Below are 22,276 nucleotides of genomic sequence, written 5' to 3'. Positions count from 1 at the left end.
TTGACTTGGATGACAACCAGATATTTATTAATTAGACTAGGCCTATCACTTCTCTTTTAAACAAGGCGGACACACTGATGAAAATGGCTTCTATCTTGACTCTGGCAGTCTGTTTATTTTTGCCTTTGACAGCATCCGCTAATGACGAATCATTAAAAATCAAGGTTGGCAGTACTGCTCGGGCGGTACAATTAGTTAAGCACCAATATCAAGGTAAGGTTCTCAGAGTTCAAGCAAGTAACGCTCAGGGTAACCCCGGTTATAAGGTTAAGATGATTTCCAAAGAGGGACGGGTGTTTTATCTCTTTGTCGATGCTCAAAACGGCAACATTAGCGGAAAATAGTCACTTAATCAAACAAGCCAAAATAATCAAAGGATCCTGTCAATGAGAATACTGTTAGTCGAAGACGATATCAGTCTTCAGAGCAATCTAAAACAACACTTAATCGCTTCTCATTATAGGGTTGATGCCGCATCCGATGGTGAAGAGGGGCTTTTTCAGGGAATTGAATATAATTATGATGCGGCCATTATCGATCTGGGTTTACCTAAAATCGACGGTATCACTGTTATTACTCGCCTTCGGGAAAAAAACAGAAATTTTCCAATTTTAATTCTAACGGCCCGCGACAGTTGGCAGGATAAAGTAGAAGGACTCGATGCCGGTGCCGATGACTATTTGTGCAAACCCTTTTATCCGGAAGAACTGGTGGCCAGGCTGAACGCCCTGATTCGCCGTTCAGCGGGTAAAGCGAGTCCGGTTATTAATAATGGCCCCTTCAGCATTAATACCAGTAGCCTTGAAGTAAAAAAAGAACATGAATTTATAAGCTTAAGCGCATCTGAGTACAAGATTTTTGAGTACTTTATGCTTCACCCTGGCGAAGTTAAATCAAAAACCGTGCTCACGGAACATATTTACGATCAGGATTTTGATCTTGATTCCAATGTGATCGAAGTCTTTATCCGACGCTTAAGAAAAAAACTCGATCCGGATAATGAATATGGACTTATCGAGACATTAAGAGGGCAAGGTTACCGCCTTACTCCGTTGCCAACAAGCCAGAGTGATGGCTAATGCCCAAAAGAGCGACAAACTTAAATTCCCTTAAAACGCGTTTGATCGTTAGCGCTCTGTTATTCATATTAGTGCTTATGCCCTTAATTGGATTGACTCTAAACGATGCATTTAAAGAGCAAGTAAAAAGTGCCAGCAAAAATGAACTCAGTGCTTATGTTTATTCCGTACTCGCGGTGACTGAGTTTGATAATGGCCAATTACTTATGCCGGATTTATTATTAGAGAATCAATTTAATGTTATTCAGTCAGGTTTATATGCATTAATAACGATGCCTAACGTGAAGGACAATGATCCGCGCCTTGAATCTGATTCAACAAACTTAGTCTCAGACAGAAAAAAAGAGACAGGAAATACCAGAATAGCCTGGCAATCGGACTCCTTTCTGGGCTTTAAAGCACCTGCTAACTTACCGCATCCGGCGACGGGTCAAAGTGAATTTTCTGAAATTAAACTTGAGGGAAAACCTTATCTAATCTATAGCTTTACCGCCAGTTTCGAGCAATCGGCTCAATCTGATGGTGCTGCGGCGCTGCCAATCACCCTCCATATCATTAAAGATCAGGTCGATTTTCAGCGCCAGGTTGACCTGTTTACCAAACAACTCTGGAGCTGGCTGCTTATCTTAATGGCGCTATTGGTTATTGTGCAGATAGTTTGGTTGTTATGGACCTTAAAGCCTCTGGCCAAATTCACAAAAGAGCTCAACGATATTGAACAGGGCCGAACACAACAGCTTAATGAGATTTATCCTACTGAATTACAAGCTGTTGCACGGCAACTTAATGCACTGCTTAATACCGAACAAAGTCAACGTAAGCGCTACCGTAATGCTCTGTCGGATCTGGCCCACAGTCTAAAGACACCGCTTGCCGTTATTCAAAGCCAAAAAGGGCTAAATCACGCTGCAATCGAGCAAATATCGATTATTAACAGTATTATTGGTCATCAATTAAAACGTGCTCAAACTGCGGCGGGCGCTTCCTGGCATTTAGGTATTAAGGTTAAGTCCGTGTCAGATAAATTAATCAGAACCCTGCATAAAATCTATCGGGAGCCACAAATATCAATCAGCCAAAATATCAACAGACAAGCTGTTTTTAAGGGGGATGAGGCAGATCTGACCGAAATACTGGGTAATGTATTAGATAACGCCTGCAAAGCCGCAACATCACAGGTGGCATTAACCGTCACCAGCAATAAAAAGGTTTTAATTATCACGGTTGAAGATGATGGCAAGGGGATTAGCCCCGAGCAACACATCCAAATCTTTGAGCGGGGAATGCGTGCTGACTCCTACCAGAGCGGACATGGGATAGGTCTTGCTATCGTGCGGGATCTTACGGACAGCTATAATGGTCAACTCGCGGTTTCAACTTCACAAACGCTTGGAGGGGCCAAATTTGAGTTTCACTTTCGCTTCTGAAAGTTGCCCGTCGAAAAAATACTAAGCAGGCAATAAACCGGCAAAGAGCAAATTCAAAACAAGTCAATAAACAACGCTAAAACGTTTGTTTTTCGCCCTTAGGTTTAAATATTCAGCTTACGTTCATCTTTGATTCTTTATGATTCCATATCGTCATAAAAAAGTTTGGAGAGCAGATTAAATATTTCACTAAAACCTATTCTCGCTTATTAAATATCTTAGGACTCATCTTAAGTAAAGGTTAGCTGATAGCACACTATCTTAATATAAGGTGTCAGCAGAAAGATAAAAATTCTTGCCAATATGCTAAACTTTAAGATCCTAATAACCAAGCGCGCAATTGAAATAATAACCTATATTTCTTATGTATATGGAGTATTATTAAAACGATATCAAAGTCCTATCGTTAAGAATTTTCTTATTAAAGTTCTACGCGTTATCTCAAAAAACAGGAAGCAAATCATGAACAAAAAATTAGTTACAGCATTAATGGTCGTCACACTTTTAAGCGGATGTGTGAATCGTCAAAATGCAACAACAGGTGAACAAGAAATGAATACCGCGACAAAATCGGCTATTGGTGGTGCAATTGCCGGGGCGCTTGCGGGTGCTGCGACAGGCAAAAAAAATGGCGCATTATTTGGCGCGGTTGGTGGTGCTGCCATCGGTGGCGGGGTAGGTTATTACTTTGACCAACAAGAAGCAGCACTACGCCAGGAATTATTAAATTCCGGAGTGCAGGTCAAGCGTGTTGGCGAATATGAACTGCAGCTTATAATGGCGGATGGCATTGGTTTTGATACGGGGAATTATCAGTTAAGCGGTAGTATTTTTTCAACTTTAAATGGCGTTGCAAAAGTACTTAATGAGTATCCAAAATCATCATTAAGAATCATTGGCCATACGGACAGTGTTGGCAGTTCAGAATCAAACTTAACCCTTTCTGAGCGTCGTGCTGAATCTGTGTCTAATTACCTTATGCAGCGCAACGTAAAATCGGGTCGCCTAAGCACATTAGGCTATGGTGAACGTCGCCCGATAGCAACTAATGATACTCCTTATGGCCGTGCGGCTAATCGTCGTGTTGAAATTAACATTATAGCTAACTAAGTGTTTTTGATCTTTTAGCGGTTCGCTATTCTAATTTAAAAAAACTAATTAAAACAATAATTTTAAGCTCAGCACTAAGCTAACATGTCGTCAAACCGCCTCCCTCGCTACCCCATGGGAGGCTAATTCCAGATTACAATATTTCACTTTAAGTTAGATTATGCAGCAATAATTTATTTGTAATACAGATCTAAATATAACTCTCTAATTGTTCCTTTATCCTATCTTTGTACCTTATCAAGCACCACGCCGAAGTAATGAAAAATACCCTTTCGCACTCTATTATTGTCAATCGTCCTGTTCTTCGTCTGCGTGGAGCGGAACTATTTCATTCCTACCTTGCCGCATCAAGTGGTCTCTCCGATCGGGAGTCAATTCAACGATTACATCTTTTTGGTAAAAACCAGATCGAGTTTCACCGACGCCGCTCGCCCTTATTGATGTTACTGGCAGTAATTCACCGCGCTATTTCCGCTGTTATCAATGGACCACTCTGGGGGGTGTGTTAGAACTGCTGCTTATTGTCACTATTGTGTACACGCCAGGACTGCAAAAAATATTCTCCACTACACCTATTGATATCTCTATCTGGTGGGTCTTTATTATTACGCTGATTACACTGTTTGCTATTCAATAGTTCAGGAAATAGCTGGTACGGAGGAGACTACATTGGTTAGCGGTATAAACCCCCTATTTCATACCCGAAAAATGGGAAGGCGGCGGATAAATTCTGATAATTATAGCAGCATTAAATTTATCAATTTTAATGTGTTTATTTTTTAACCTCCTATTGACTTTCAAATTAGATTCTATAAAGTACACGCCAGCAGGAAAGAAAGCCTTTTGTTTACATTCTCCATTTCGTTGTTTTATTAATAATACCTCGCTCTGTAGTTTTTAAGTTCCAGTCTGTTTTTACGCTATTCATGTCTTTTAAAGACACTTTTATTAAAATTACAGGGTATTATTATGTCTAAAGTTCAAGGTACAGTTAAATGGTTCAACGAGTCTAAAGGTTTTGGTTTTATCGAGCAAGCTTCTGGTCCAGACGTATTCGCTCACTTTAGCGCTATCTCAAGCGAAGGTTTTAAAACTCTTGCTGAAGGCCAAAAAGTAGAATTTACTATTACTCAAGGTCAAAAAGGCCCAAATGCTGAAAATATCGTAGCTATCTAGTTTGCTGTGATATTTTAGCTTCTATAAGCTGAGTAATATTTGAGAATGGTAAGCCTTCACAGGTTTACCATTTTTTTTGTCTATTCGAAAATAAAATACTTCCGTGGCCAAATATATTCAGTCCACACTACCCCCCTTTTTATAATCCTAATCCGCATAAATATCTGCTCAAGACTGCTGCACTAACATCTTTTTGCATTCTCAATAGCTGCTATTACTTAATCAAAGAGCTTGCCGGCATTTCTGATACCAAAAGAAATTGAATCGTCATGGAAAGTTAACTAATGGAATGGGTATTATGTTATTGGTAGGGTACATTCTATGCACCGCAAGTAGCATAATAGTTGCGTGGGGGTATTTCTGGGTGTTGCTTTGATCTTAGTTTAATAATAACGACCAATGACTAAGAAAAGATAAAATATTTCGCTTGGTAGATAGGTAAACAGGTAGATAGCCAGATTTTTCCTTAGCTGACGCTAGAACAAAAGCAATTACAGCTTGAGAGCTAAAATTCTTTCAAGAGATAGAAGAGAACAGGAAAGGAATACTTAATAGCAATAAGCTAACAATATGGCGCATAAAAAAAGCCCGTCACAACAAAAAAGTAAGCGGGCTATTGTCTTCTTATTTTAATTATTTAAAGAGTCAAACCTGCCCGCTTTAAGACAGATTTTGCATAAAATACTGCATTAAGCTGATACAAGCTCGTCTTCTGCTTGAGACAGTAAAGCAAACTCTTCTTCAGCGGTTGCTGCAACCAAGTTTTTACGACCAATAAAGAAATAATAAGCCATACCAACAATAAAGAGCACCAGAGTAAACAGGAATGCACGAACGTCATAGGCATAGACGCCAGTCAGTGCAACTAAAGACAGCACAAAAGAGATGCCGGAAGTCACAATACCACCCGGTGTTTTATAGGGACGTTTAAGTTCCGGCTGCTTGATACGAAGAAGAATGTGGCTTCCAGACATCATCGCATAGGATACGGTAGCGCCAACAACTGCCATTGACAGTATTAAATCACCTTCACCGGTCAATGAAATAAGGAATCCCAAAATACCCGGATAGACCAGTGAACGTACTGGTACTTTTCGCTTGCTGGTTAATGATAATCTTTGCGGTAAATATCCAGCTCTGGATAGTGCAAAAACTAAGCGGCTGTAACCGTAAATAATAGAGAAAAACGAGGCTACCAATCCTGCCAGACCCAATATATTAACCATAGTGGCAACATTATTATGGCCGGTCATATTTAGCGCATCCACTAGTGGAACGGCACTTTCACCAGTCACTTGCGCACCGGCAGCACCGGTCACCAGAACGACAACCAGAACCGCAGTAAACAAAAGGAAAATTATCGCAGCAATAATGCCTTTGGGCACATCTTTGGCCGGATCTTTTGCTTCTTCCGCCGCTAAAGGCACCCCTTCGACCGCAAGGAACAACCACATAGCAAAGGGCAGGGCTGCCCACACGCCGTAATAGCCCATTGGCAGAAACTCTGTTCCATTGAGAGCAGGTTCGATATCAAACAGACGCGCCGCATCGAATTCGGGCAGTAATACAACGGCCGTTGCAATAATAGCTAAAACAGCCAGTCCGCTGATCACCATCATTACTTTCAGGGCTTCACCCGTACCAAAAATATGAATACCCACAAAAATCAGGTAAAACAGAGCGTAGACTATTGGCCCGTCAATTCCGACCAACTCATTAACGGCAGAGCCGATAAAAATAACAATAGCAGCCGGGGCGAGTGTATATTCAATTAATACCGCAAGTCCGGTAAGGTAACCACCAGCAGGCCCGATCGCTTGACGAGCAAAACTGTAACCACCACCTGCCGCAGGAATGGCCGCCGACATTTCAGCAAGAGATAATACTAAGGTTAAGTACATAATCCCCATCAACACTGCGGCAATCACAAATCCTCCCCATCCTGCTTGAGCGATGCCAAAATTCCATCCCGCAAAATCACCCGAGATAACGTATGAAATCCCAAGACCCGCAAGCAAAATCCAGCCTGCAGCCCCTTTTTTTAATTGCCTTTGAGCAAGGTACTCTTCATTATTTGACATAATATTTCCTTTTAGTAACGACTAGATAGTTAAACAAAATTGTTGTGTTGTGGTACTTTCAAGCTGCAGATCTTCAGAGCGATCTTTCAAACTCACACCCGATAATTTCATGCGCTGCGACTCATTTAATAAATAACGGCACTTATGCGCCGCCGCCTGATATTGCAATCCCTCCGGCCTGATATTGGAGACGCAATTTCTTTGCGAATCTTCGATACCGCGTTTAGCATTCCAGGTAAGATAAAGCCCCATACTATCGGGAGAACTCAGCCCCGGGCGTTCACCAATCAGTAATACCACAGCTTTAGCGTTGAGGGCCTCACAGACATCATCACCTACCGCCACACGGCCTTGCAGAACAAGACAAAGAGGCGCAATTTTCCATTCTTTATTTGGATCCTGATTAAGACTATTTATTAATATATCCAGAAACGGTTTGGCGTGATTGCTGATAGCGTAAGAGGACAAACCGTCGGCCACCACAAAAACCACATCATAAGACTCACCTGTATTTTTCTGCTGCAGCTTGTAGATAGAGGCATCGTCGAGCTGCCGGCCAAGATCCGGCCGCTGCAGATATTCCATGCGATCGCGGACTTTGCTGTGCAGTTTTTGAATGGGTAAATAAGGTTGTAAAACATCAGACGCTGCAAATTGTTGATCCAACTGTTCAACATCTAAGGGCACATGAACTGCATCAATAGCCTGGGCATGAGAAAGCTGAAAACGCAGTAACTCAGCCGTTGGAATACTGGTTCCTACCCGGCCAAGTCCAATGCGAGCATTGGTAAATTGACGTAATTTTTCCCAGGGATCTTTATGAACCATCTCTTCACTGCTTGGCACAACCTTATTCATAAAGCTTCCTTAATCATTTCCAATGGGTGCGCAAAACTTGCCGGTAGTTGGTCACTGAGCTGAAAACGGTTATCTGCGGATGAGATGTTCATCTTTTTTAGCCATTGATCGAATTCAGGTGCAGGGCGAAGCCCCAACACCTGCCGGGCATAGAGCGCATCATGAAAAGAGGTGGTCTGGTAATTAAGCATAATGTCATCGGAGCCCGGAATACCCATGATGAAGGAGCATTCAGCCACCCCCAGCAGGGTCAGTAAGTTATCCATATCATTCTGATCTGCATAGGCATGGTTGGTGTAACAGATGTCGCACCCCATCGGTAGACCCAGTAACTTGCCGCAAAAATGATCTTCCAACCCTGCTCGAATAATCTGCTTGCCGTCAAACAAATATTCAGGACCAATAAAGCCCACCACGGTATTGACCAGCAACGGATTAAACTTACGCGCAACCGCATAAGCACGGGCTTCACAGGTCTGTTGGTCAATATTATGATGCCCATTGGCAGAGAGCGCGCTGCCCTGCCCGGTTTCAAAATACATCAGGTTATTGCCCACGGTGCCGCGCTTTAATTCCAGTGCTGCCTGGTGCGCTTCATTGAGCACATTAAGATTGATGCCAAAGCCCTGGTTGGTCGCTTCAGTACCACCAATAGACTGAAAAACAAGGTCGACGGGTGCACCAAGCTCGATCGCTTCAATAGTATTAGTGACATGGGTTAACACACAGGACTGGGTGGGTATTTCATAATGCTGAATAACATCATCCATTAACTTCATTAGTTTGACCGCTTGCTGCACATTGTCCGTTGCCGGATTTATACCGATCACAGCATCACCATTACCATACATTAGACCATCAAAAAGAGAGGCCGCGATGCCATTGACATCGTCTGTCGGATGATTTGGTTGCAGGCGTGTTGATAAATGTCCGGACAAACCAATAGTGTTGCGAAATTGAGTGATAATATGACACTTTTTAGCAACAAGAATTAAATCCTGATTGCGCATAATTTTGCTTACTGCTGCCGCCATCTCCGGGGTAATACCCGAACGAACTCTTGCCAGCTCTACTGCCGTGGTTGTTTCTTTTAACAGCCAATTACGAAAATCACCAACGGTTAAATGGGCTATTTCAGCGAAAGCACCTGAATCATGCTCATCAATAATAAGGCGAGTAATTTCATCACTTTCGTAGGGAATAAGCATTTCCTGCAGAAAATCTTTCAACGGCATATCTGCTAAGAGCATTTGTGCAACCACGCGCTGCTCAGAGGAGAGTGCAGCAACGCCTGCAAGTTGATCCCCTGACCTTAAAGGAGAGGCTTTTGCCATCACATCGGCAAGACTGGCAAATTGATAAACGTGACTGCCGAGCTGATAACGATAATTGGCCATTTTAGATACCTCGAATATTAAAGTGGGCGCGAACTTTGCAAACAAACTTTACAAAGCATCTAAGTAAGGTGAAGCGAATATCGTTCCAAGTGAATAACGTCATTGTGCAAATCTTAAAAATAGTTTTAAAACAGATAGTTAGCTAAACCATGACTCAAAGTGATGGATCAATATGGAGCACTAAAAATAATGCACTTTGTACAACAGCACCATGATAGATATGCAATTGCATTGGAAAGGTGCAAGTCATTCACTTTTGACGTTAATCAGCAGGCTGAAAGCCTGATTAAATGGGAGCAGCGCTATAACCAGCACAGTAGTGGCCGGTTTAGCGGCTATTTGGATGAATTAAAATTAGGCGGGATACATCTTTTTGAGGAGTTTACAAACCAGACACTGCTGCAACAATGCTGCGTAAAGGAAAACAGTCTATGGATTGGCTTTTCTCTTCAGGCACAAAGGCCAAAAATAAATAATAATAAGATTGCTGCCGGGCAGTTAATGATGAGGCCTTCCGGGGTTGATTTTGAGTTAATGACACCACAAGATTTTCATATTTTTGGATTAGTGCTAGATGGAAAAAGCTTGCAGGATGAAATGGTTGAATTTGATGCTGAGCGCTGGCAGAGCCAGAAAAATAAAATATTGGTGTCTGAACCAAATCACTACATGATTTATGAGCTGGCAAAATTGATTCAGTTACTGCTTGGCAATAACCATTATGCAGCTTTTCAAAACAGGCCATCAGATGAAAGCAATCGGTCGAGGTTAAACAAGTTAATGCCGCTGATACTCTCTAGAATAGCGGATCTATTAGCACAAATAGAGTCAGGCGTTAAGGAATTACAAGTCCAGCCTCAAACCAAGCAAAAAGTAATTTCAGCAGTCAGTCGCTATATTAAACAAACCAATCGCTACCCACTTACCATCACAGAGTTATGCAAAATCACCCATGTCAGCAGAAGAGCGCTGCACTATTGCTTTGAGCAGGGACTCGGTGTGTCACCAATTCAGTATATAAGGGATTGCCGGCTCAATGAGATAAGACGTATTTTATTAAGAGATGAAACAGAGGTTATTATTTCTGATCTGGCGCTTGATTTTGGCTTTTTTCATATCAGTACATTTAACGCGCATTACAAGCAGTTGTTCGAGGAAACACCAACACAAACAATACAACGGTCAGCTAACTATAAAAATGCGATAATCAGCTATCCTAAAGCAGGAACAGATGCCAGAAGCTAGAATAATAGATGATCTCCGAGAACAGTTTGACCATTCACAAAAATCATCACCGCAGATAATCACAGCTTTAAAGTAACGAGTATTAGATAAAGGAGAAAAGGTACTCGCCTATTACTAAAAATTGGCTGATATCTTTTAAAACCACTAGTTATAACCACGAATAAAGTGATCCGTTACGACATCAGTTAATGGCGTCTCATATGATCGATTAACGGTTTTATGTTGCGCTTCATTTTCCCTACGGCACTGCTTAAGTTGAAGGGATAAATGGTTGGTACAATCATTCAGCAGTTGGTTTTTAAACGTGCTGTTGATTATCTTTTTACTCATGTTCTTGTGCTCCGTTGCTAATAAAATATGTCTAGCAGGTAAAAATATAGGTCATTCTTTATCACCCGCTACTATGGTTAATATATATCCCAATTATTGCACTAGTGTCACATTATCACCGCATTATTTATTAATAATTAATTAGTTATTGACATTTACTTGCTAAAAAGACAGCAATACTCTTCTTTTTAACATGATGACTATCCGCTTTTTTTTCACCAGCTAAGAATTTCAGCTCAGCACGTGCGCTGGTAATTATTTTAGAGTTAATTGACCAATAGCTACCAGCTTCAAAAATTTCAGTATTAATGCACTCAGTCATATTAAAAAATCAAAAATTGATTCCTTAAAGATTAGATTTCTACATTTAGGTATGACAGCACTTCACAGACGTGTCTTAAATTGTTTTTTACCCAATCTTTGTTCACTGCCCCCCAATCGGTTATCCGATACTCACCTCGCGCAGATTGTTCTATTTTAACTTCAATTTCATGCAGGGCTTTGATAGTATCTTGTGCAGTTCTTCGAGGCATTCCCGTCGCATCGATGATTTTGGGTACTGTATTGAAATCATTGTCAATCAAGTAAGCGACAAGCAATCTGCGCAGAAATGAAGTTTGGGTTTTACTTGGTTTAATCGTCATGTTTTACCTTTTTAAATAAAAAATGTGCAACTCACCGCCTCTTTTGCAAGATTCTCGGAGAATGTTTTTGTTTTACCTTTAAAAACCCCGGCATAAGCAAAACACAATTCGAAGACACTGTTTCGCAGCAGCGAAAAAGACTTCATTTATGATCTAATATTGCTCAGCAGTAAATTGTTTGATAAAGCAGAGCGGGTCTAATCCTAGAGGATTTCGACGCGGTTACGCCCTTTCTCCTTCGCCTGATAAAGCGCATCATCCACTCTTTTCAAAAATACTTTAGAATCCTCATTAAGCACAAAAACGGTAATACCAAAACTGACCGTCAGGCTGCCGACTTGGCCGAAAGGGAAGTCGGAAATCTCCCTGCGCAGTTTCTCGATCGCCGCTGTTGCGGCTGAGATATCCGATTCCGGCATCAGGAGCATAAACTCTTCACCCCCCCAGCGCGCAACAATATCAACCGCACGAATATTTCTCTTTACTAATTCTGAGAGGGCCTGCAAAACATCGTCGCCCGCATCGTGTCCGAAGTTGTCGTTCACTTTTTTGAAATAATCAATATCGAACATCACCAGCGACAGTGGCGTACCATAGCGATTGCTCCGTTCGAGTTCACTCGCAAGATGCGTACTGAACGCTCTGCGGTTGGCGATCCCGGTGAGGCTGTCGGTTGTCGCCAGAAGTTTAATCTCCTCTTCCACTTTCTTACGTTCAGTCACATCATGGAAAAAACCAACCATAATGGTCCGTCCGTCTAGGATGATGGCCGCGCTGCTTATATCAGCCAAAAATATTGAGCCATTCTTACGCTTCACCGGGATATTAGGTACCACAATAATTTCTCCTTGGCGTTTTTTATTAAATTGCAGGAATACTTCAGCAAGGGCTTCAGCCGGGTGGATGTCTTCGATGCCAAGTTCGTAGAGCTCATCATCGCGGTAGCCAAGCATTTTGCAGATCGCATTGTTCCCCTGAATGAATTTGCGGGTCTGTTTATCGACCAGACAGACACCGTCAGCAGCAACATCGAGTATGGTTCTGAACTTGTACTCGGACTCCTCCAGCGCTTCCTTAGCCTGTTTACGCTCGGTAATGTCGTGTTCCGTTCCGAAAAAGCCCTGAAAAATACCATCATCGCTGAACAAGGGCACGCCGCTGGTCTCTAGAATAACTTGGTGGCCATCCTTGTGAAGTATGGTGTTCTCCATAAAGGAAAATGGCTTTTGTTCGCAGGTTAACTTCTTGAAGATTGCACCGACCCGTGCGCCCTCTTCTGGCGACATAAAATCGAAAAGCGTATTGCCATAAACTTCTTCAGGCTCATAACCAAGGAGATCGCGGCTCTTGCCGCCAGAATAGACATAGATGCCATTCTGATCGATCTGCCAGACCCAATCTGATGTCAGTTCGGTAACATTACGGAAACGCTCCTCGCTTTCGCGCAGCTTTAGCTCCAACTGTTTATACTCGGTAATCATTTCGTAAATACCCAGAATGCCGATGCTCTGATGTGCATCATTATGCAAGGGCACTTTGGAGGTGCGCAGCCAGATCTGCCTGCCATCAGGTGTGGTCTGCGGCTCATCGAAGGAAAGTTTCGGAGTACCGGAATCTACGACCTGACGGTCATCGCTGTGGTAAAGGTCAGCCTGATCCTTCCAGGCCATATCAAAGTCATTTTTGCCGATTAATTCCTCAGGTTTTATGTATCCGGCATCTTTCGCAAACAGGGTATTGCAGCCCAGAAAACGCAAATTCTGGTCTTTCCAAAAGACGCGCATCGGAATGGCCTCGATGATTAGATTGGTGAGCTCCTGCTGCTTATGACTATCCTCTTCCGCCACCTTTCGATCAGTGATATCAAAAATCAGACCATCAATGTAAAGCAGTACATTCCTATCTTCGTAAACCGGCATGCCGTACTCCACCATCCAGCAAATAGTGCCGTTTTTATGTTTCAACCGGTACTCTACAGTGAATGGGCATTGCTCTTTTACCGCCAGCATCACTTTGGCCATGACTGCCGGCCGGTCCTCGTCCAGAATCAGCGGTTTGATCGAACTGTCTGTCAGTTCATCTGCCCTGTAGCCCGTAGTTTGAAGCACCATCTCATTATAGAACTCCATTCGGTGACCTTCATCGACAAATAGCCGATAGACTATTCCCGGCAGATTCTGCGTGAGCGTGCGGTAGGCGAACTCTCTTTTACGCAGCTGCTCTTCCACCTTCTTTCGTGTAGTAATGTCCTGCCACATTCCCGCTAGATGGAGCGGTATACCATCTTCTTCCGGTATAATCCTCAGTGAATCCTGTATCCAGATGTAAGTTCCGTCAGCTCTCATCCAGCGATACTCGTAAACATGTGCTTCTTTTTCAAAAAGTAGTTCCATCTCAGAAGTCATTTTTTCTGCATCGTCAGGATGGAGGCGGGTGAGCCATAAGTCGCTTTGTTCTATAAAATCTTTAGGCTCATAATCAGTAAAAGAGAGCACATTTGGGGACATATAGATCATGGCGAAGTCGCCTTCTGCGCGGCTGCGGTAGACAGCAATGGGCAGGGAATTGAGCAGAGCCGATAGCTGTTCGTTTACATTTTTAAGCTTCTGCTTACCCAGCTTGTGCTCAACCAGCTCTTTTTCCAACTGTGTGTCCGACTCCAGAAACTGTTCAGTGCCCTGAGCCACTTCATCTTCCAAGTGTTGGCTGTTTTGTATAAAGGCATTATCGAAAATCTGCAGCTGTGCGAGCATGGCGTTGAACCCTTTCGCCAACATGTCTATCTCGACGGTACCACTCAGCTTTGCCCTGAGGGTGAAGTTGTTGTCTCTAGAAACGATCTCCATCAGCCCAACAAGGTCTTGTAGTGGTTTGGTAATGACCGGAAGCAGGCGCATCAGCATCAGTACCACGAGCAGAAATGCGCCGGCAGCAGAGACAACGATAATGAGTATATTCAGCTTGAGTTTATGGTAGACCGGATTCATATCGGAACGCACATGGATCCGGCCAATCTGCTCCTGGTCCAACAGGACGGGAAGCGATATCTCGATGTAGGCCGCATTTTGGATCTGGCTTGCACCTTTCTCTCCCTGGTGTGAATGCGCTGCTATTGTTACTCCAGGCCGCAGATAGAGAGCAAAATTATTCCCTTTTTTGTCAAGTATTCCCGCAAACTCAATGTTGTTGATATTTACCACTACCGCCACTATTTTCTGTGCCGCCTCACGGTCGTTGGAGGCCAGCTCATTCGCGCTACTTGCTGCGATAATAGATGCCTGAGCGGAAACATTCTTGATTAGGTCTTCCCGCAGCATAGACCACTGCATAAGTGTCGATAACAGTATGGCCAGGAGCGTAGCCGCTGTAATAGAGAAAAAGGAGATGACGATAAGTTTGCGGCGAATAGAGATATTCCTGAACCAGGAAGTGAGACTCATTTTGTCTCCCCCGTTTTCGAAACGAGAGGCAGGGTTAAAAAAGCAGGTTGTAAAAAAAAGAATATTTTATACATTGATAACCTCTTGAATATTATAATATATGATAACAAAATATGCAGATATTAGGATCAGATGTCAACACATGGAGCGAGAAAGAGGAAATGACAAAGAGGACAGGGCAATCGCATTAAAATGTTTACAAGAATTTTAAACAACAAATCATTATTCCGACCAGCTATTTAACGCTTTTTTTCTGTTTCTGATTCCAGTCAATTTAAAGCAATACCAAAAAATTAATGAAGTGATAAATGATTGCTAAGGAAAAATGAGTACTTAAGTTACATTCGGTCGTTATTCTCCTTCACAAAATCCTATGGAACGATTTTGAACAGCTTTAGCTGACCACAACGTGGTGAAGAACAGGATGCTTTGAATAAAACTCGCAACGCAGTGAGCGATGATTTTAACCAGCAAGGATGATCATCTTTTAGTTCTTTTGGAATATACCGATCGCCATATTCTAATCGGCATCCCCTTAAAAACAGATCACCTGATAAGTAAAATTGCTATAAACATCCCGGTGAACTTAATAAACATCTTCCAGATAACGGCCCTGCTCTTTCAGATCTTGTAAGGTGATCTGCAATGGTGAGATCACCCTCGTAATCGCAGCAGCGACACATTTACTCATTGGCCGGCCACCGCACACCAGTATTTGTGCTCCTTCACTAATTAATGCCTGTATTTTTGGCGCGTCGGCAAGCACTTTATCCTGAACATAACAAGACTCTTCAGTGCGCGAAAATGCGGTGACTAACTCGGTTAAACGCTTATCCTGCAAATATTGTTCAAGCTCGGCCCGATAGAGAAAATCAGAGTTTGGATCCCGTCCTCCCCAATACAGGCGCATTGGATGACAAGTGTGATTATTCCTTATAAATCCAATCAGCGGTGCGATCCCCGTACCCGCCCCAATTAAAATAATAGAGCTTTGCTCGAGACGTGGACGAAAAGTGGGGTTCTCCCGGATAAATCCTTTAATACACTCGCCTAATTGCAGCTTATGAAGATAGTTAGAACAGATCCCCTGCGGATGTTGATGCACACAAATTTCCAGCTGACGATTTTTCGATGCGCTGGCAAGTGAATAAAAGCGCGCGCCGTCTGACTCTGTCGGTAAAATACCCACCAGATCTCCGGCAGAAAATTGAGGTAATCGGGGTTTACGGCGTATTTTGTTAAAAAATGTAGCGGTTTTTTTCTCCGCCGGGATAAAACGCAGGATAGCAGTTGGCGCATTAACCTCAGCACCGTAATCGACACGATCCACCAGCTGTAATAACTGCGTATTAAGATGAACAGGACAATAAATAAGGTCAAGATCTAAGCCCATTAAGGATCCCACCACTGTCCCCCAACGATTAAAGGCCTGTGTTGATTGTTTATCAATAATATCGATGTTTGTAAGTGGATTCCAGCCCTTGTTAAGCAATACATTATTAACATCAAGCGCAAATTGGCCATAACTATCAAACGTACGATCGCCAAATCCCAATACGCAAAACTGGAAGTTAGGGTTATTGGCAAACCGCTTGATTTTATTCATAAATAACTTCGCGGATGCGGGCGCGTCACCATCACCATAAGTAGAAGTTAAAATAAACATCTGCTTAGCTTTAGGGTAAGTACTGGCAATGTTATTCATGCTGTTACTATGAACGCGATAACCCGACAAACTCAGGGCATCATGCAGTGTCTTCGCAAATCCCCAGGTACTGTTGCTTTCACTGCCCACTAAAATCACTATATCGGCACTGTTTGCCGTGGCATTATTCTTAATCCGTATAATACTGCGTCGACGTTTCATAAATATTTGCAGGCCGGTGACGGCAAGCAAAGGCACACTGAATGAAGCGAGGCCAACTAATAAAGCCAGCCACCAAAGCCCTTCGCCAGTGTGTAGCATATAAATAAATTCATAAATTTTCTGTGGCGTCCCGTACATCTGATAAGAGAGCAGCTCTCCGGTAGCCTGATCAATAAACCCCACACCCTGATCAGTGCGCAGTGAATAAACATCACGGATGTCGCCCGCATAGGGATAAACCAACTCTCGAAGATCTGAAAATGCAATGTCTTGTAATGCAGGCAGCGCATCAACAGCAGCGGGTTTACCGCCATTAACTGTTTCTGGAAAGGCAGGATCAACCTGCTGATAGACAGGTATCAGCTCGAATCGGTTCGCTGACATATAACCGCCAGTAATGGCCGAAAGGACTAACCCCAATACTGCAAAGCGCGAGAAGTGACCATGCAGATCCTGCTTAATCGAACCCGGCATCGACCGGAAAATTTTCCGCCAGCCGCCCTGCCGTGTACGCAGCATAAACAAGCCGGAAATACTCAAAACAACCATCAGCAGCGCACCGATACCGCCAGCCGCGCGTCCGGGAGTATCAAGCAAAAACGATCGATGAAAATTTTGCACCCAGCGCTTAAAAGGAGAAAGGGAGTAGGCTGCAATTTTTTCTCCCGTAAAAGGATCAACAAGATCCGCACCCGCCTTATTAGCATTACTGTAATAAACAATAAGACCGCCCGAAGCCTTACGCTGCAGCTGTTCTACATTTGGGTAGAAACGGGCAATATTAGCCGCCACATCCGCCACGCTAATTTGGTCAGTGCCGGATACCTTAGCTTGAGCGCGATCCAGAGCGGGATTTATCGCCAGAACAGCGCCGCTGATAGCCAACAGAACGACCAATATACTGGCCGCCAAACCTAAATAAGAGTGCAGTTTACGTAGCAAAATCAGATTCCTAACCTATTAATTAAAAGTATAAGTGAAGCTTTTCACATAACCGCGACCGGATACTGCTTTACCAGCTCCTTCACTACTAAGCGGCACAACCACATCATCACGATTTTCACGCATATCTTCAACGGCAGTATCCATTCTGAGCAGGTATCCGGTGTCGATCAAATTATCAGCAACGTCAACTGTAATTGTGAATGTCTCCCCATTTCCTCTACTCGCTCCGGTTAAGCCGTCATATCTGCTACCATTATTAGCACCGCTGCGTGCCCATCCTCTTAAATGTTTGTAGTATTTTGACTTCTCCCCCGCTACCCAGAGGGTATCTTCATAGCGACCGTTAGCGTCAGTAAGATATAACACCAGATAGGCACCATCGCCGCTATAATTGGTCATTTCAGTGGTAAAGTTAATCATGCGCGCCTGAGACGATGTCGCAAAAATAAGTGATGAAACAAAAAATGCTAACATTATCAATCTGTTCATTTAATAATCTCCTTACTGTTTTTATGTTTGATGGCTGGCAACGGTTGCGCCTCGCCGTGATTTTCCAAGAACTTCTCAATTTTCTCCGTACCGACAATCTCTACCTCAAGTTCTAAAATATCCAGCTCAGCAGGCCCAAATCGCGCCTCTATTTTATTCCCCTGATGATCTAATGCTTTTACTTCATAGCAGTTATCATCCACTTTAATGCGTTTAACCTGCCAGCCTTTTTGTTCCAGTCTCTGGCGAAGTTGTTGCTGTGGTTGCCACTTATCAACAGGATCGCGGCACTCCACCTCGGCTTGAGCCACTGCACTGCACAGAGATAATACGGTAAAGATTTTTAACCCTTTTTTATTCATCTTGAACTGCCCTCCACTAACTTGTTTAGTTAATTTAAAATATGGTTTTTTGACCCGCTCAAATACCTACTGGGCGGTTTCTTCTTTACCATTGCATCTTTTTTACACCCTAAAATCAGCTCTGCTGCAGAGAAATAACTCGAAACGATAATTGGCAATAAATCTATTATAGTTAACCTTACTTAACGTAAGCTTAGTAAAAGCCAATTTGCAGAAAAAAGATTGGGAGGCAGAAACAGGCGGTAGCGCTGAGCAATATTTTGCGCTGAATAAGCAGCCCTTCTGACCGCCATATTATGACTATTTGTAACCAATTAACTTTTAATAACAGTATGTTATTAAAAGTTAATTGAACTTCTCAACAACCTGCAGCAAAACCCGATGTCGATAAAATCAATGCAACTAATAAGGGGAATGCTCTACTTTAACTTGGATTGCCTTATAACTTTAACTTGATAAGATGTTGATGATAAAACGATTAAAGTGTTATTGTGCTAGTATATTCACCCTAATAACTACAATAAGCAGTGGCAGTATTACTTGATAAGGTCTGGATGATAGGAGGATTCTTTCTGCCGTTTTACTGATAAGTAGTCGCTTCTCCATATTGACAGGATAACTTCAGGGGTCTGGATTACTGAGGATGATATCAAAAGATAAAGGCGATACAATTGCCTTATTTCTCTTGCATATCCTTTGGGAGTAAAAAAAATTCAAGGGATAAATAGAGCCCAATAAGTGAAAGACTTAATAAAGAGGAAGTAATTATGCTAGTAACTTTTTCATGTCCTGCCTATGCAGACATAACGATGTTCGGTGACGTGGCGATCAAACTACTTAAAATAATGGGGCACAGCGGTACAGTACCCGGTGCTATCGGTGCAGAAGATGTGCAGGCCGCTCTGCTGAGCCTGGAGACTGCCACCAAGCCGTCACCAGAACCAATAACACCGATAAAACAGGAGGATGATGAGAATGACGAGAATGACGAACCGGCCATCAGCCTGTCGCATCGGGCCTTGCCCTTGATCGAATTACTAAGAGCTGCAGCCGAGGAAAAATGCAATGTGATGTGGGATGGCAATCAATAATTCAGCATGGATATGCAGTGGTTAGTTAGCTAACCGATAAATTATAGCATCACCCGTTATTTTATTGTAAAAGCACAAGTAGCAGCATAGCTATAACAGTTTAAATAGCGCCAAAATCAAAAAGCCTGACAAGTCAGGCTTTTTGATTGGCATTTATTTAAATGTTTTTCTTTAAAGGTTAAGTGCTTTATAAACTAACGTAAATCATCAACCACAGCGAGCATAGCAACTAATGATGCTTCACCTAACTTAAGCGAGCGTTCCGGTGACCATCCCATCATAGGATCGGGTAAATTATCGTTGTCTTTAAATGGCATCTCTAATGTATTAGCAAGACAATCAAATCGTTCCGCAACCCAATTTGTTGCCAGAGTCATATTCGCTTCACCGGGCGCATCAACGTCATAACCAAATTCAGACTGAAAGTCTGCACTCGCTAACATAAGTACTTCTGAAAAGCGCTTACGTAAACCCGCAAGTCGATTGTTATAACTCGGCGTACCTTCTGAACCCGCCAGAAAAACAAAGGGTAATGCCTCATCGCCATGCACATCATAAAATAAATCAACACCCGTCTCTTCCATTTTATTGATCACATGAAAAACTTCAGGGCTTTTTTCTAAACTTGGATTCAACCATTCACGGTTCAAATTAACGCCTGCCGCATTAGTGCGAAGATGTCCGCGCGCACTGCCATCGGGATTCATATTAGGCACAATATAAAAGTTAGCTTTATCCAATAATAATTTTCCCGTAGGATTATTACTATCAAGTAAACTATCCATTAATCCATCCACTAACCATTCAGCCATCGTTTCACCGGGATGCTGGCGAGCCGTGATCCAAATATTGCGTTTATTAGTATCACCATCGCCAATTTTAACCAAAGTTAAATCACGTTGATCAAGGGTTTCACCTAAGTGCTCTAAACTCACCAGCGGATGTGTTTGCACAGCCGCAAGTAAGTCTTGATGGCGTTCATAACTATAAGGCGCAAAGTAGGCAATTTGGATTGTTTCACAATCCAGATCCGCCACGATAGTTAATTTCCCCTCTTTATAAAATGTTGGCAGTCGGAACCAATGCTTACGATCATAAGAAGCCACGGCTTGATAATTTTCCCATCCTTCAAGATAGGAGGCTTCACCCGCATTAAGGATATTAAGGATATATTGCTGACCAACCTCACCTTCCAGTCGAAAGTTAAACCACTGAAAAAATTCGCCCCCGAAGTCCGGACGAATAGACAATTGGATATCTTTTTTATCCTTCAAATTAATAACGTCGATATTACCTGAATCAAAATTAGCGGTGATACGCATAGCATTTCCTTTTTTAATTAGTTATTTATTTTTTACAAAGTAAGTCGAGCATAAAGGATTGTAAACAAACAGGATAGGAAAACTAACTTGATTAAAGAAAGCACAGCATCAGGATCAAGTATTTAATATTGAACCTGTGACTTTTATTTTTTATGACTAACCATGCCACCCCTTTTTATTATGATGATCTGAGGCTCACTGCAAACAGAAACCTATGCTAAAAAAGGAAAGCTCAATACCCATTGTCGTATAGGCCCATATGGCAGAATTTAACCCACCAATAAGGCTGCACTTTCTGCCATTCGTCGTGCGCCACAACTCGGGTAAAAAACCCTACACTTATAACTGAATGCGACCACAAACTGGTTATAACAGACTTCACAGCATACAAGTAAAATTCATGATTTAGTTGGCCACATTTAAGGTATTCTTCGAATTCTGACCTTACATAGATAGGTAAACCTGCATTTTTTTGTGCCATGTGGGCCAGAAAATTTTGGATAAAAGGAGTTAACAATGAAACACATAAAACTGATAACGGCTTTTTCACTCTCTCTATTTACACTTATCGCCAATGCCAATGTATCCATCATAGAAACAGACTCATTTAATCAGGTCTCTAATACCGTCGCAAAAAAAGCACAACAATATGGCGTAAAAAACACCCTCATCGTTTTTGATATCGACAATACGCTACTAACAAGCAATGTCGATCTCGGTGGTGATATCTGGTATCAATGGCAGACAGGCAAGCTTGAGATAAAACCAACAAAAGCACAGATTGTTCCCTGTCTGTTTGAAGATGCTATTGGTCTGCTCTACAAACTGGGCACGATGGTGCCAACAGAAGCACAGGTACCTTCACTTATTAGCCAGTGGCAACTAAACGGCCATAATGTGATTGCATTAACCGCTAGGCCGCCGAATGTCAGGCCACCGACAGAGCGAGCACTTACACGCAGGAGCATCAACTTTTCCGGTTCAGCCGTCGCCCCTATTGGTGAGAAATCACCTGTTTATCGGGCAATGGTAACCATAGATAATCAAACCCGTGAAGTGAGTTACATGAGCGGTATCATGATGACCACAGGCCTGCATAAAGGAGATTCATTAAAATACCTGCTCAATCTAACTGAACGTCATTTTGATGCCATCGTCTTTGTAGACGACTCCGAAAATAACATTACTGATATGAGTCAAAGCTTTAAAAGTGAGAGTGATGTTGATCTAACCGCGATTCACTACACCTATATTGAAGAACAACGAAAAAAAAAATTTGGCGCTGTACTCACACAGCAACAAGCAAACACCATGGCATCCCAATGGAATGATTTGAAGTTAAAATTGGATACTCTTTTTCCAGGCAGAAAGAATGGTGGGAAGTGTTTGAATCAGTAACCTTAGATGTATGAC

General features: G+C 42.5%; 21 protein-coding genes. 10 read left to right on the top strand and 11 right to left on the bottom strand.

Annotated features, from left to right (window positions below; all coding sequences use genetic code 11):
• The first annotated feature begins 77 nt into the window (after positions 1 to 77).
• The 7 genes from PING_RS01535 (at position 78) to PING_RS01515 (ending at position 4,792) form a co-directional block, all read left to right on the top strand.
• Entirely contained in the window at positions 78 to 344 is a 267-nt protein-coding gene (locus tag PING_RS01535) for a PepSY domain-containing protein (RefSeq protein ID WP_011768708.1), read from the top strand.
• A 42-nt stretch (positions 345 to 386) separates the two neighbouring features.
• Complete coding sequence (locus tag PING_RS01530) at positions 387 to 1,079, top strand: response regulator transcription factor (protein ID WP_011768707.1); 693 nt, start codon at positions 387 to 389, stop codon at positions 1,077 to 1,079.
• Entirely contained in the window at positions 1,079 to 2,506 is a 1,428-nt protein-coding gene (locus PING_RS01525; RefSeq protein WP_011768706.1) for an ATP-binding protein, read from the top strand. The genes PING_RS01530 and PING_RS01525 overlap by 1 nt, the downstream gene beginning before the upstream one ends.
• 462 nt (positions 2,507 to 2,968) lie before the next feature.
• On the top strand, positions 2,969 to 3,616 hold the full coding sequence (locus PING_RS01520; protein ID WP_011768705.1) for an OmpA family protein: 648 nt from the start codon (positions 2,969 to 2,971) through the stop codon (positions 3,614 to 3,616).
• Between the two features lie 257 nt (positions 3,617 to 3,873).
• Positions 3,874 to 4,125, top strand: coding sequence for a cation-transporting P-type ATPase (locus PING_RS21715; protein ID WP_157035283.1), 252 nt, complete (start codon positions 3,874 to 3,876; stop codon positions 4,123 to 4,125).
• Complete coding sequence (locus PING_RS19695; RefSeq protein WP_083761709.1) at positions 4,053 to 4,253, top strand: cation transporting ATPase C-terminal domain-containing protein; 201 nt, start codon at positions 4,053 to 4,055, stop codon at positions 4,251 to 4,253. The genes PING_RS21715 and PING_RS19695 overlap by 73 nt, the downstream gene beginning before the upstream one ends.
• Before the next feature lie 332 nt (positions 4,254 to 4,585).
• Positions 4,586 to 4,792, top strand: a complete 207-nt coding sequence (locus PING_RS01515; protein ID WP_011768704.1) for a cold-shock protein — start codon at positions 4,586 to 4,588, stop codon at positions 4,790 to 4,792.
• A 689-nt stretch (positions 4,793 to 5,481) separates the two neighbouring features.
• Here PING_RS01515 and eat read toward each other — a convergent pair.
• From eat to PING_RS01500, 3 genes are read right to left on the bottom strand one after another with little or no spacing between them, the layout of a single operon-like run.
• On the bottom strand, positions 5,482 to 6,873 hold the full coding sequence (eat, locus tag PING_RS01510; RefSeq protein ID WP_011768703.1) for an ethanolamine permease: 1,392 nt from the start codon (positions 6,871 to 6,873) through the stop codon (positions 5,482 to 5,484).
• Positions 6,874 to 6,894: 21 nt separating this feature from the next.
• On the bottom strand, positions 6,895 to 7,731 hold the full coding sequence (eutC, locus tag PING_RS01505) for an ethanolamine ammonia-lyase subunit EutC (protein ID WP_011768702.1): 837 nt from the start codon (positions 7,729 to 7,731) through the stop codon (positions 6,895 to 6,897).
• Positions 7,728 to 9,128 (bottom strand): ethanolamine ammonia-lyase subunit EutB, encoded by a 1,401-nt coding sequence (locus PING_RS01500; protein ID WP_011768701.1) that lies wholly within the window; start codon positions 9,126 to 9,128, stop codon positions 7,728 to 7,730. Before PING_RS01500 ends, eutC begins: the two co-directional genes overlap by 4 nt.
• Before the next feature lie 189 nt (positions 9,129 to 9,317).
• On the opposite strand from PING_RS01500, the gene PING_RS01495 reads away from it, so the two are divergent.
• The gene (locus PING_RS01495; RefSeq protein ID WP_011768700.1) at positions 9,318 to 10,373 is read left to right on the top strand and encodes a helix-turn-helix domain-containing protein; all 1,056 of its coding nucleotides are present in this window, start codon (positions 9,318 to 9,320) and stop codon (positions 10,371 to 10,373) included.
• A 144-nt stretch (positions 10,374 to 10,517) separates the two neighbouring features.
• Here PING_RS01495 and PING_RS01490 read toward each other — a convergent pair whose 3' ends face one another.
• The 7 genes from PING_RS01490 to PING_RS01465 form a co-directional block, all read right to left on the bottom strand.
• The gene (locus PING_RS01490) at positions 10,518 to 10,703 is read right to left on the bottom strand and encodes a hypothetical protein (RefSeq protein WP_041765770.1); all 186 of its coding nucleotides are present in this window, start codon (positions 10,701 to 10,703) and stop codon (positions 10,518 to 10,520) included.
• A 145-nt stretch (positions 10,704 to 10,848) separates the two neighbouring features.
• Entirely contained in the window at positions 10,849 to 11,025 is a 177-nt protein-coding gene (locus PING_RS20345) for a hypothetical protein (RefSeq protein WP_157035281.1), read from the bottom strand.
• Between the two features lie 31 nt (positions 11,026 to 11,056).
• Complete coding sequence (locus PING_RS01485) at positions 11,057 to 11,347, bottom strand: winged helix-turn-helix domain-containing protein (protein ID WP_011768699.1); 291 nt, start codon at positions 11,345 to 11,347, stop codon at positions 11,057 to 11,059.
• A gap of 203 nt (positions 11,348 to 11,550) precedes the next feature.
• Positions 11,551 to 14,787, bottom strand: coding sequence for a PAS domain S-box protein (locus PING_RS01480; protein ID WP_011768698.1), 3,237 nt, complete (start codon positions 14,785 to 14,787; stop codon positions 11,551 to 11,553).
• 586 nt (positions 14,788 to 15,373) lie between these two features.
• On the bottom strand, positions 15,374 to 17,596 hold the full coding sequence (locus PING_RS01475) for a PepSY domain-containing protein (protein WP_011768697.1): 2,223 nt from the start codon (positions 17,594 to 17,596) through the stop codon (positions 15,374 to 15,376).
• 18 nt (positions 17,597 to 17,614) lie between these two features.
• A complete protein-coding gene (locus tag PING_RS01470) occupies positions 17,615 to 18,088 on the bottom strand; it encodes a DUF2271 domain-containing protein (RefSeq protein ID WP_011768696.1) in 474 nt (157 codons plus the stop codon).
• Entirely contained in the window at positions 18,085 to 18,450 is a 366-nt protein-coding gene (locus PING_RS01465; RefSeq protein WP_011768695.1) for a PepSY domain-containing protein, read from the bottom strand. The genes PING_RS01470 and PING_RS01465 overlap by 4 nt, the downstream gene beginning before the upstream one ends.
• Before the next feature lie 767 nt (positions 18,451 to 19,217).
• On the opposite strand from PING_RS01465, the gene PING_RS01460 reads away from it, so the two are divergent.
• Positions 19,218 to 19,541: a DUF1840 domain-containing protein gene (locus tag PING_RS01460; protein ID WP_011768694.1), complete on the top strand. Its 324-nt coding sequence runs from the start codon at positions 19,218 to 19,220 to the stop codon at positions 19,539 to 19,541.
• Positions 19,542 to 19,735: 194 nt separating this feature from the next.
• Here the strand turns inward: PING_RS01460 and PING_RS01455 are convergent, their stop codons facing one another.
• Entirely contained in the window at positions 19,736 to 20,863 is a 1,128-nt protein-coding gene (locus PING_RS01455; protein ID WP_011768693.1) for a M14 family metallopeptidase, read from the bottom strand.
• A gap of 516 nt (positions 20,864 to 21,379) precedes the next feature.
• On the opposite strand from PING_RS01455, the gene PING_RS01445 reads away from it, so the two are divergent.
• The gene (locus tag PING_RS01445) at positions 21,380 to 22,261 is read left to right on the top strand and encodes a DUF2608 domain-containing protein (RefSeq protein ID WP_011768692.1); all 882 of its coding nucleotides are present in this window, start codon (positions 21,380 to 21,382) and stop codon (positions 22,259 to 22,261) included.
• Positions 22,262 to 22,276: the final 15 nt, after the last annotated feature.

Source organism: Psychromonas ingrahamii 37 (assembly GCF_000015285.1).
GTDB lineage: Bacteria > Pseudomonadota > Gammaproteobacteria > Enterobacterales > Psychromonadaceae > Psychromonas > Psychromonas ingrahamii.
This window is presented reverse-complemented; position numbering and strand designations above follow the sequence as displayed.

Excerpts from the sequence above, each read along its gene's own strand:
- PING_RS01455 (WP_011768693.1), bottom strand. The coding sequence starts at position 20,863 with ATGCGTATCACCGCTAATTTTGATTCAGGTAATATCGACGTTATTAAT.
- eutC (WP_011768702.1), bottom strand. The coding sequence starts at position 7,731 with ATGAATAAGGTTGTGCCAAGCAGTGAAGAGATGGTTCATAAAGATCCC.
- eat (WP_011768703.1), bottom strand. The coding sequence starts at position 6,873 with ATGTCAAATAATGAAGAGTACCTTGCTCAAAGGCAATTAAAAAAAGGG.
- PING_RS01485 (WP_011768699.1), bottom strand. The coding sequence starts at position 11,347 with ATGACGATTAAACCAAGTAAAACCCAAACTTCATTTCTGCGCAGATTG.
- PING_RS01515 (WP_011768704.1), top strand. The coding sequence starts at position 4,586 with ATGTCTAAAGTTCAAGGTACAGTTAAATGGTTCAACGAGTCTAAAGGT.
- PING_RS21715 (WP_157035283.1), top strand. The coding sequence starts at position 3,874 with ATGAAAAATACCCTTTCGCACTCTATTATTGTCAATCGTCCTGTTCTT.
- PING_RS01525 (WP_011768706.1), top strand. The coding sequence starts at position 1,079 with ATGCCCAAAAGAGCGACAAACTTAAATTCCCTTAAAACGCGTTTGATC.
- PING_RS01530 (WP_011768707.1), top strand. The coding sequence starts at position 387 with ATGAGAATACTGTTAGTCGAAGACGATATCAGTCTTCAGAGCAATCTA.
- PING_RS01495 (WP_011768700.1), top strand. The coding sequence starts at position 9,318 with ATGCACTTTGTACAACAGCACCATGATAGATATGCAATTGCATTGGAA.
- PING_RS01490 (WP_041765770.1), bottom strand. The coding sequence starts at position 10,703 with ATGAGTAAAAAGATAATCAACAGCACGTTTAAAAACCAACTGCTGAAT.
- PING_RS20345 (WP_157035281.1), bottom strand. The coding sequence starts at position 11,025 with ATGACTGAGTGCATTAATACTGAAATTTTTGAAGCTGGTAGCTATTGG.
- PING_RS01535 (WP_011768708.1), top strand. The coding sequence starts at position 78 with ATGAAAATGGCTTCTATCTTGACTCTGGCAGTCTGTTTATTTTTGCCT.
- PING_RS01445 (WP_011768692.1), top strand. The coding sequence starts at position 21,380 with ATGAAACACATAAAACTGATAACGGCTTTTTCACTCTCTCTATTTACA.
- PING_RS01480 (WP_011768698.1), bottom strand. The coding sequence starts at position 14,787 with ATGAGTCTCACTTCCTGGTTCAGGAATATCTCTATTCGCCGCAAACTT.
- PING_RS01460 (WP_011768694.1), top strand. The coding sequence starts at position 19,218 with ATGCTAGTAACTTTTTCATGTCCTGCCTATGCAGACATAACGATGTTC.
- PING_RS01520 (WP_011768705.1), top strand. The coding sequence starts at position 2,969 with ATGAACAAAAAATTAGTTACAGCATTAATGGTCGTCACACTTTTAAGC.
- PING_RS01500 (WP_011768701.1), bottom strand. The coding sequence starts at position 9,128 with ATGGCCAATTATCGTTATCAGCTCGGCAGTCACGTTTATCAATTTGCC.
- PING_RS01470 (WP_011768696.1), bottom strand. The coding sequence starts at position 18,088 with ATGAACAGATTGATAATGTTAGCATTTTTTGTTTCATCACTTATTTTT.
- PING_RS01465 (WP_011768695.1), bottom strand. The coding sequence starts at position 18,450 with ATGAATAAAAAAGGGTTAAAAATCTTTACCGTATTATCTCTGTGCAGT.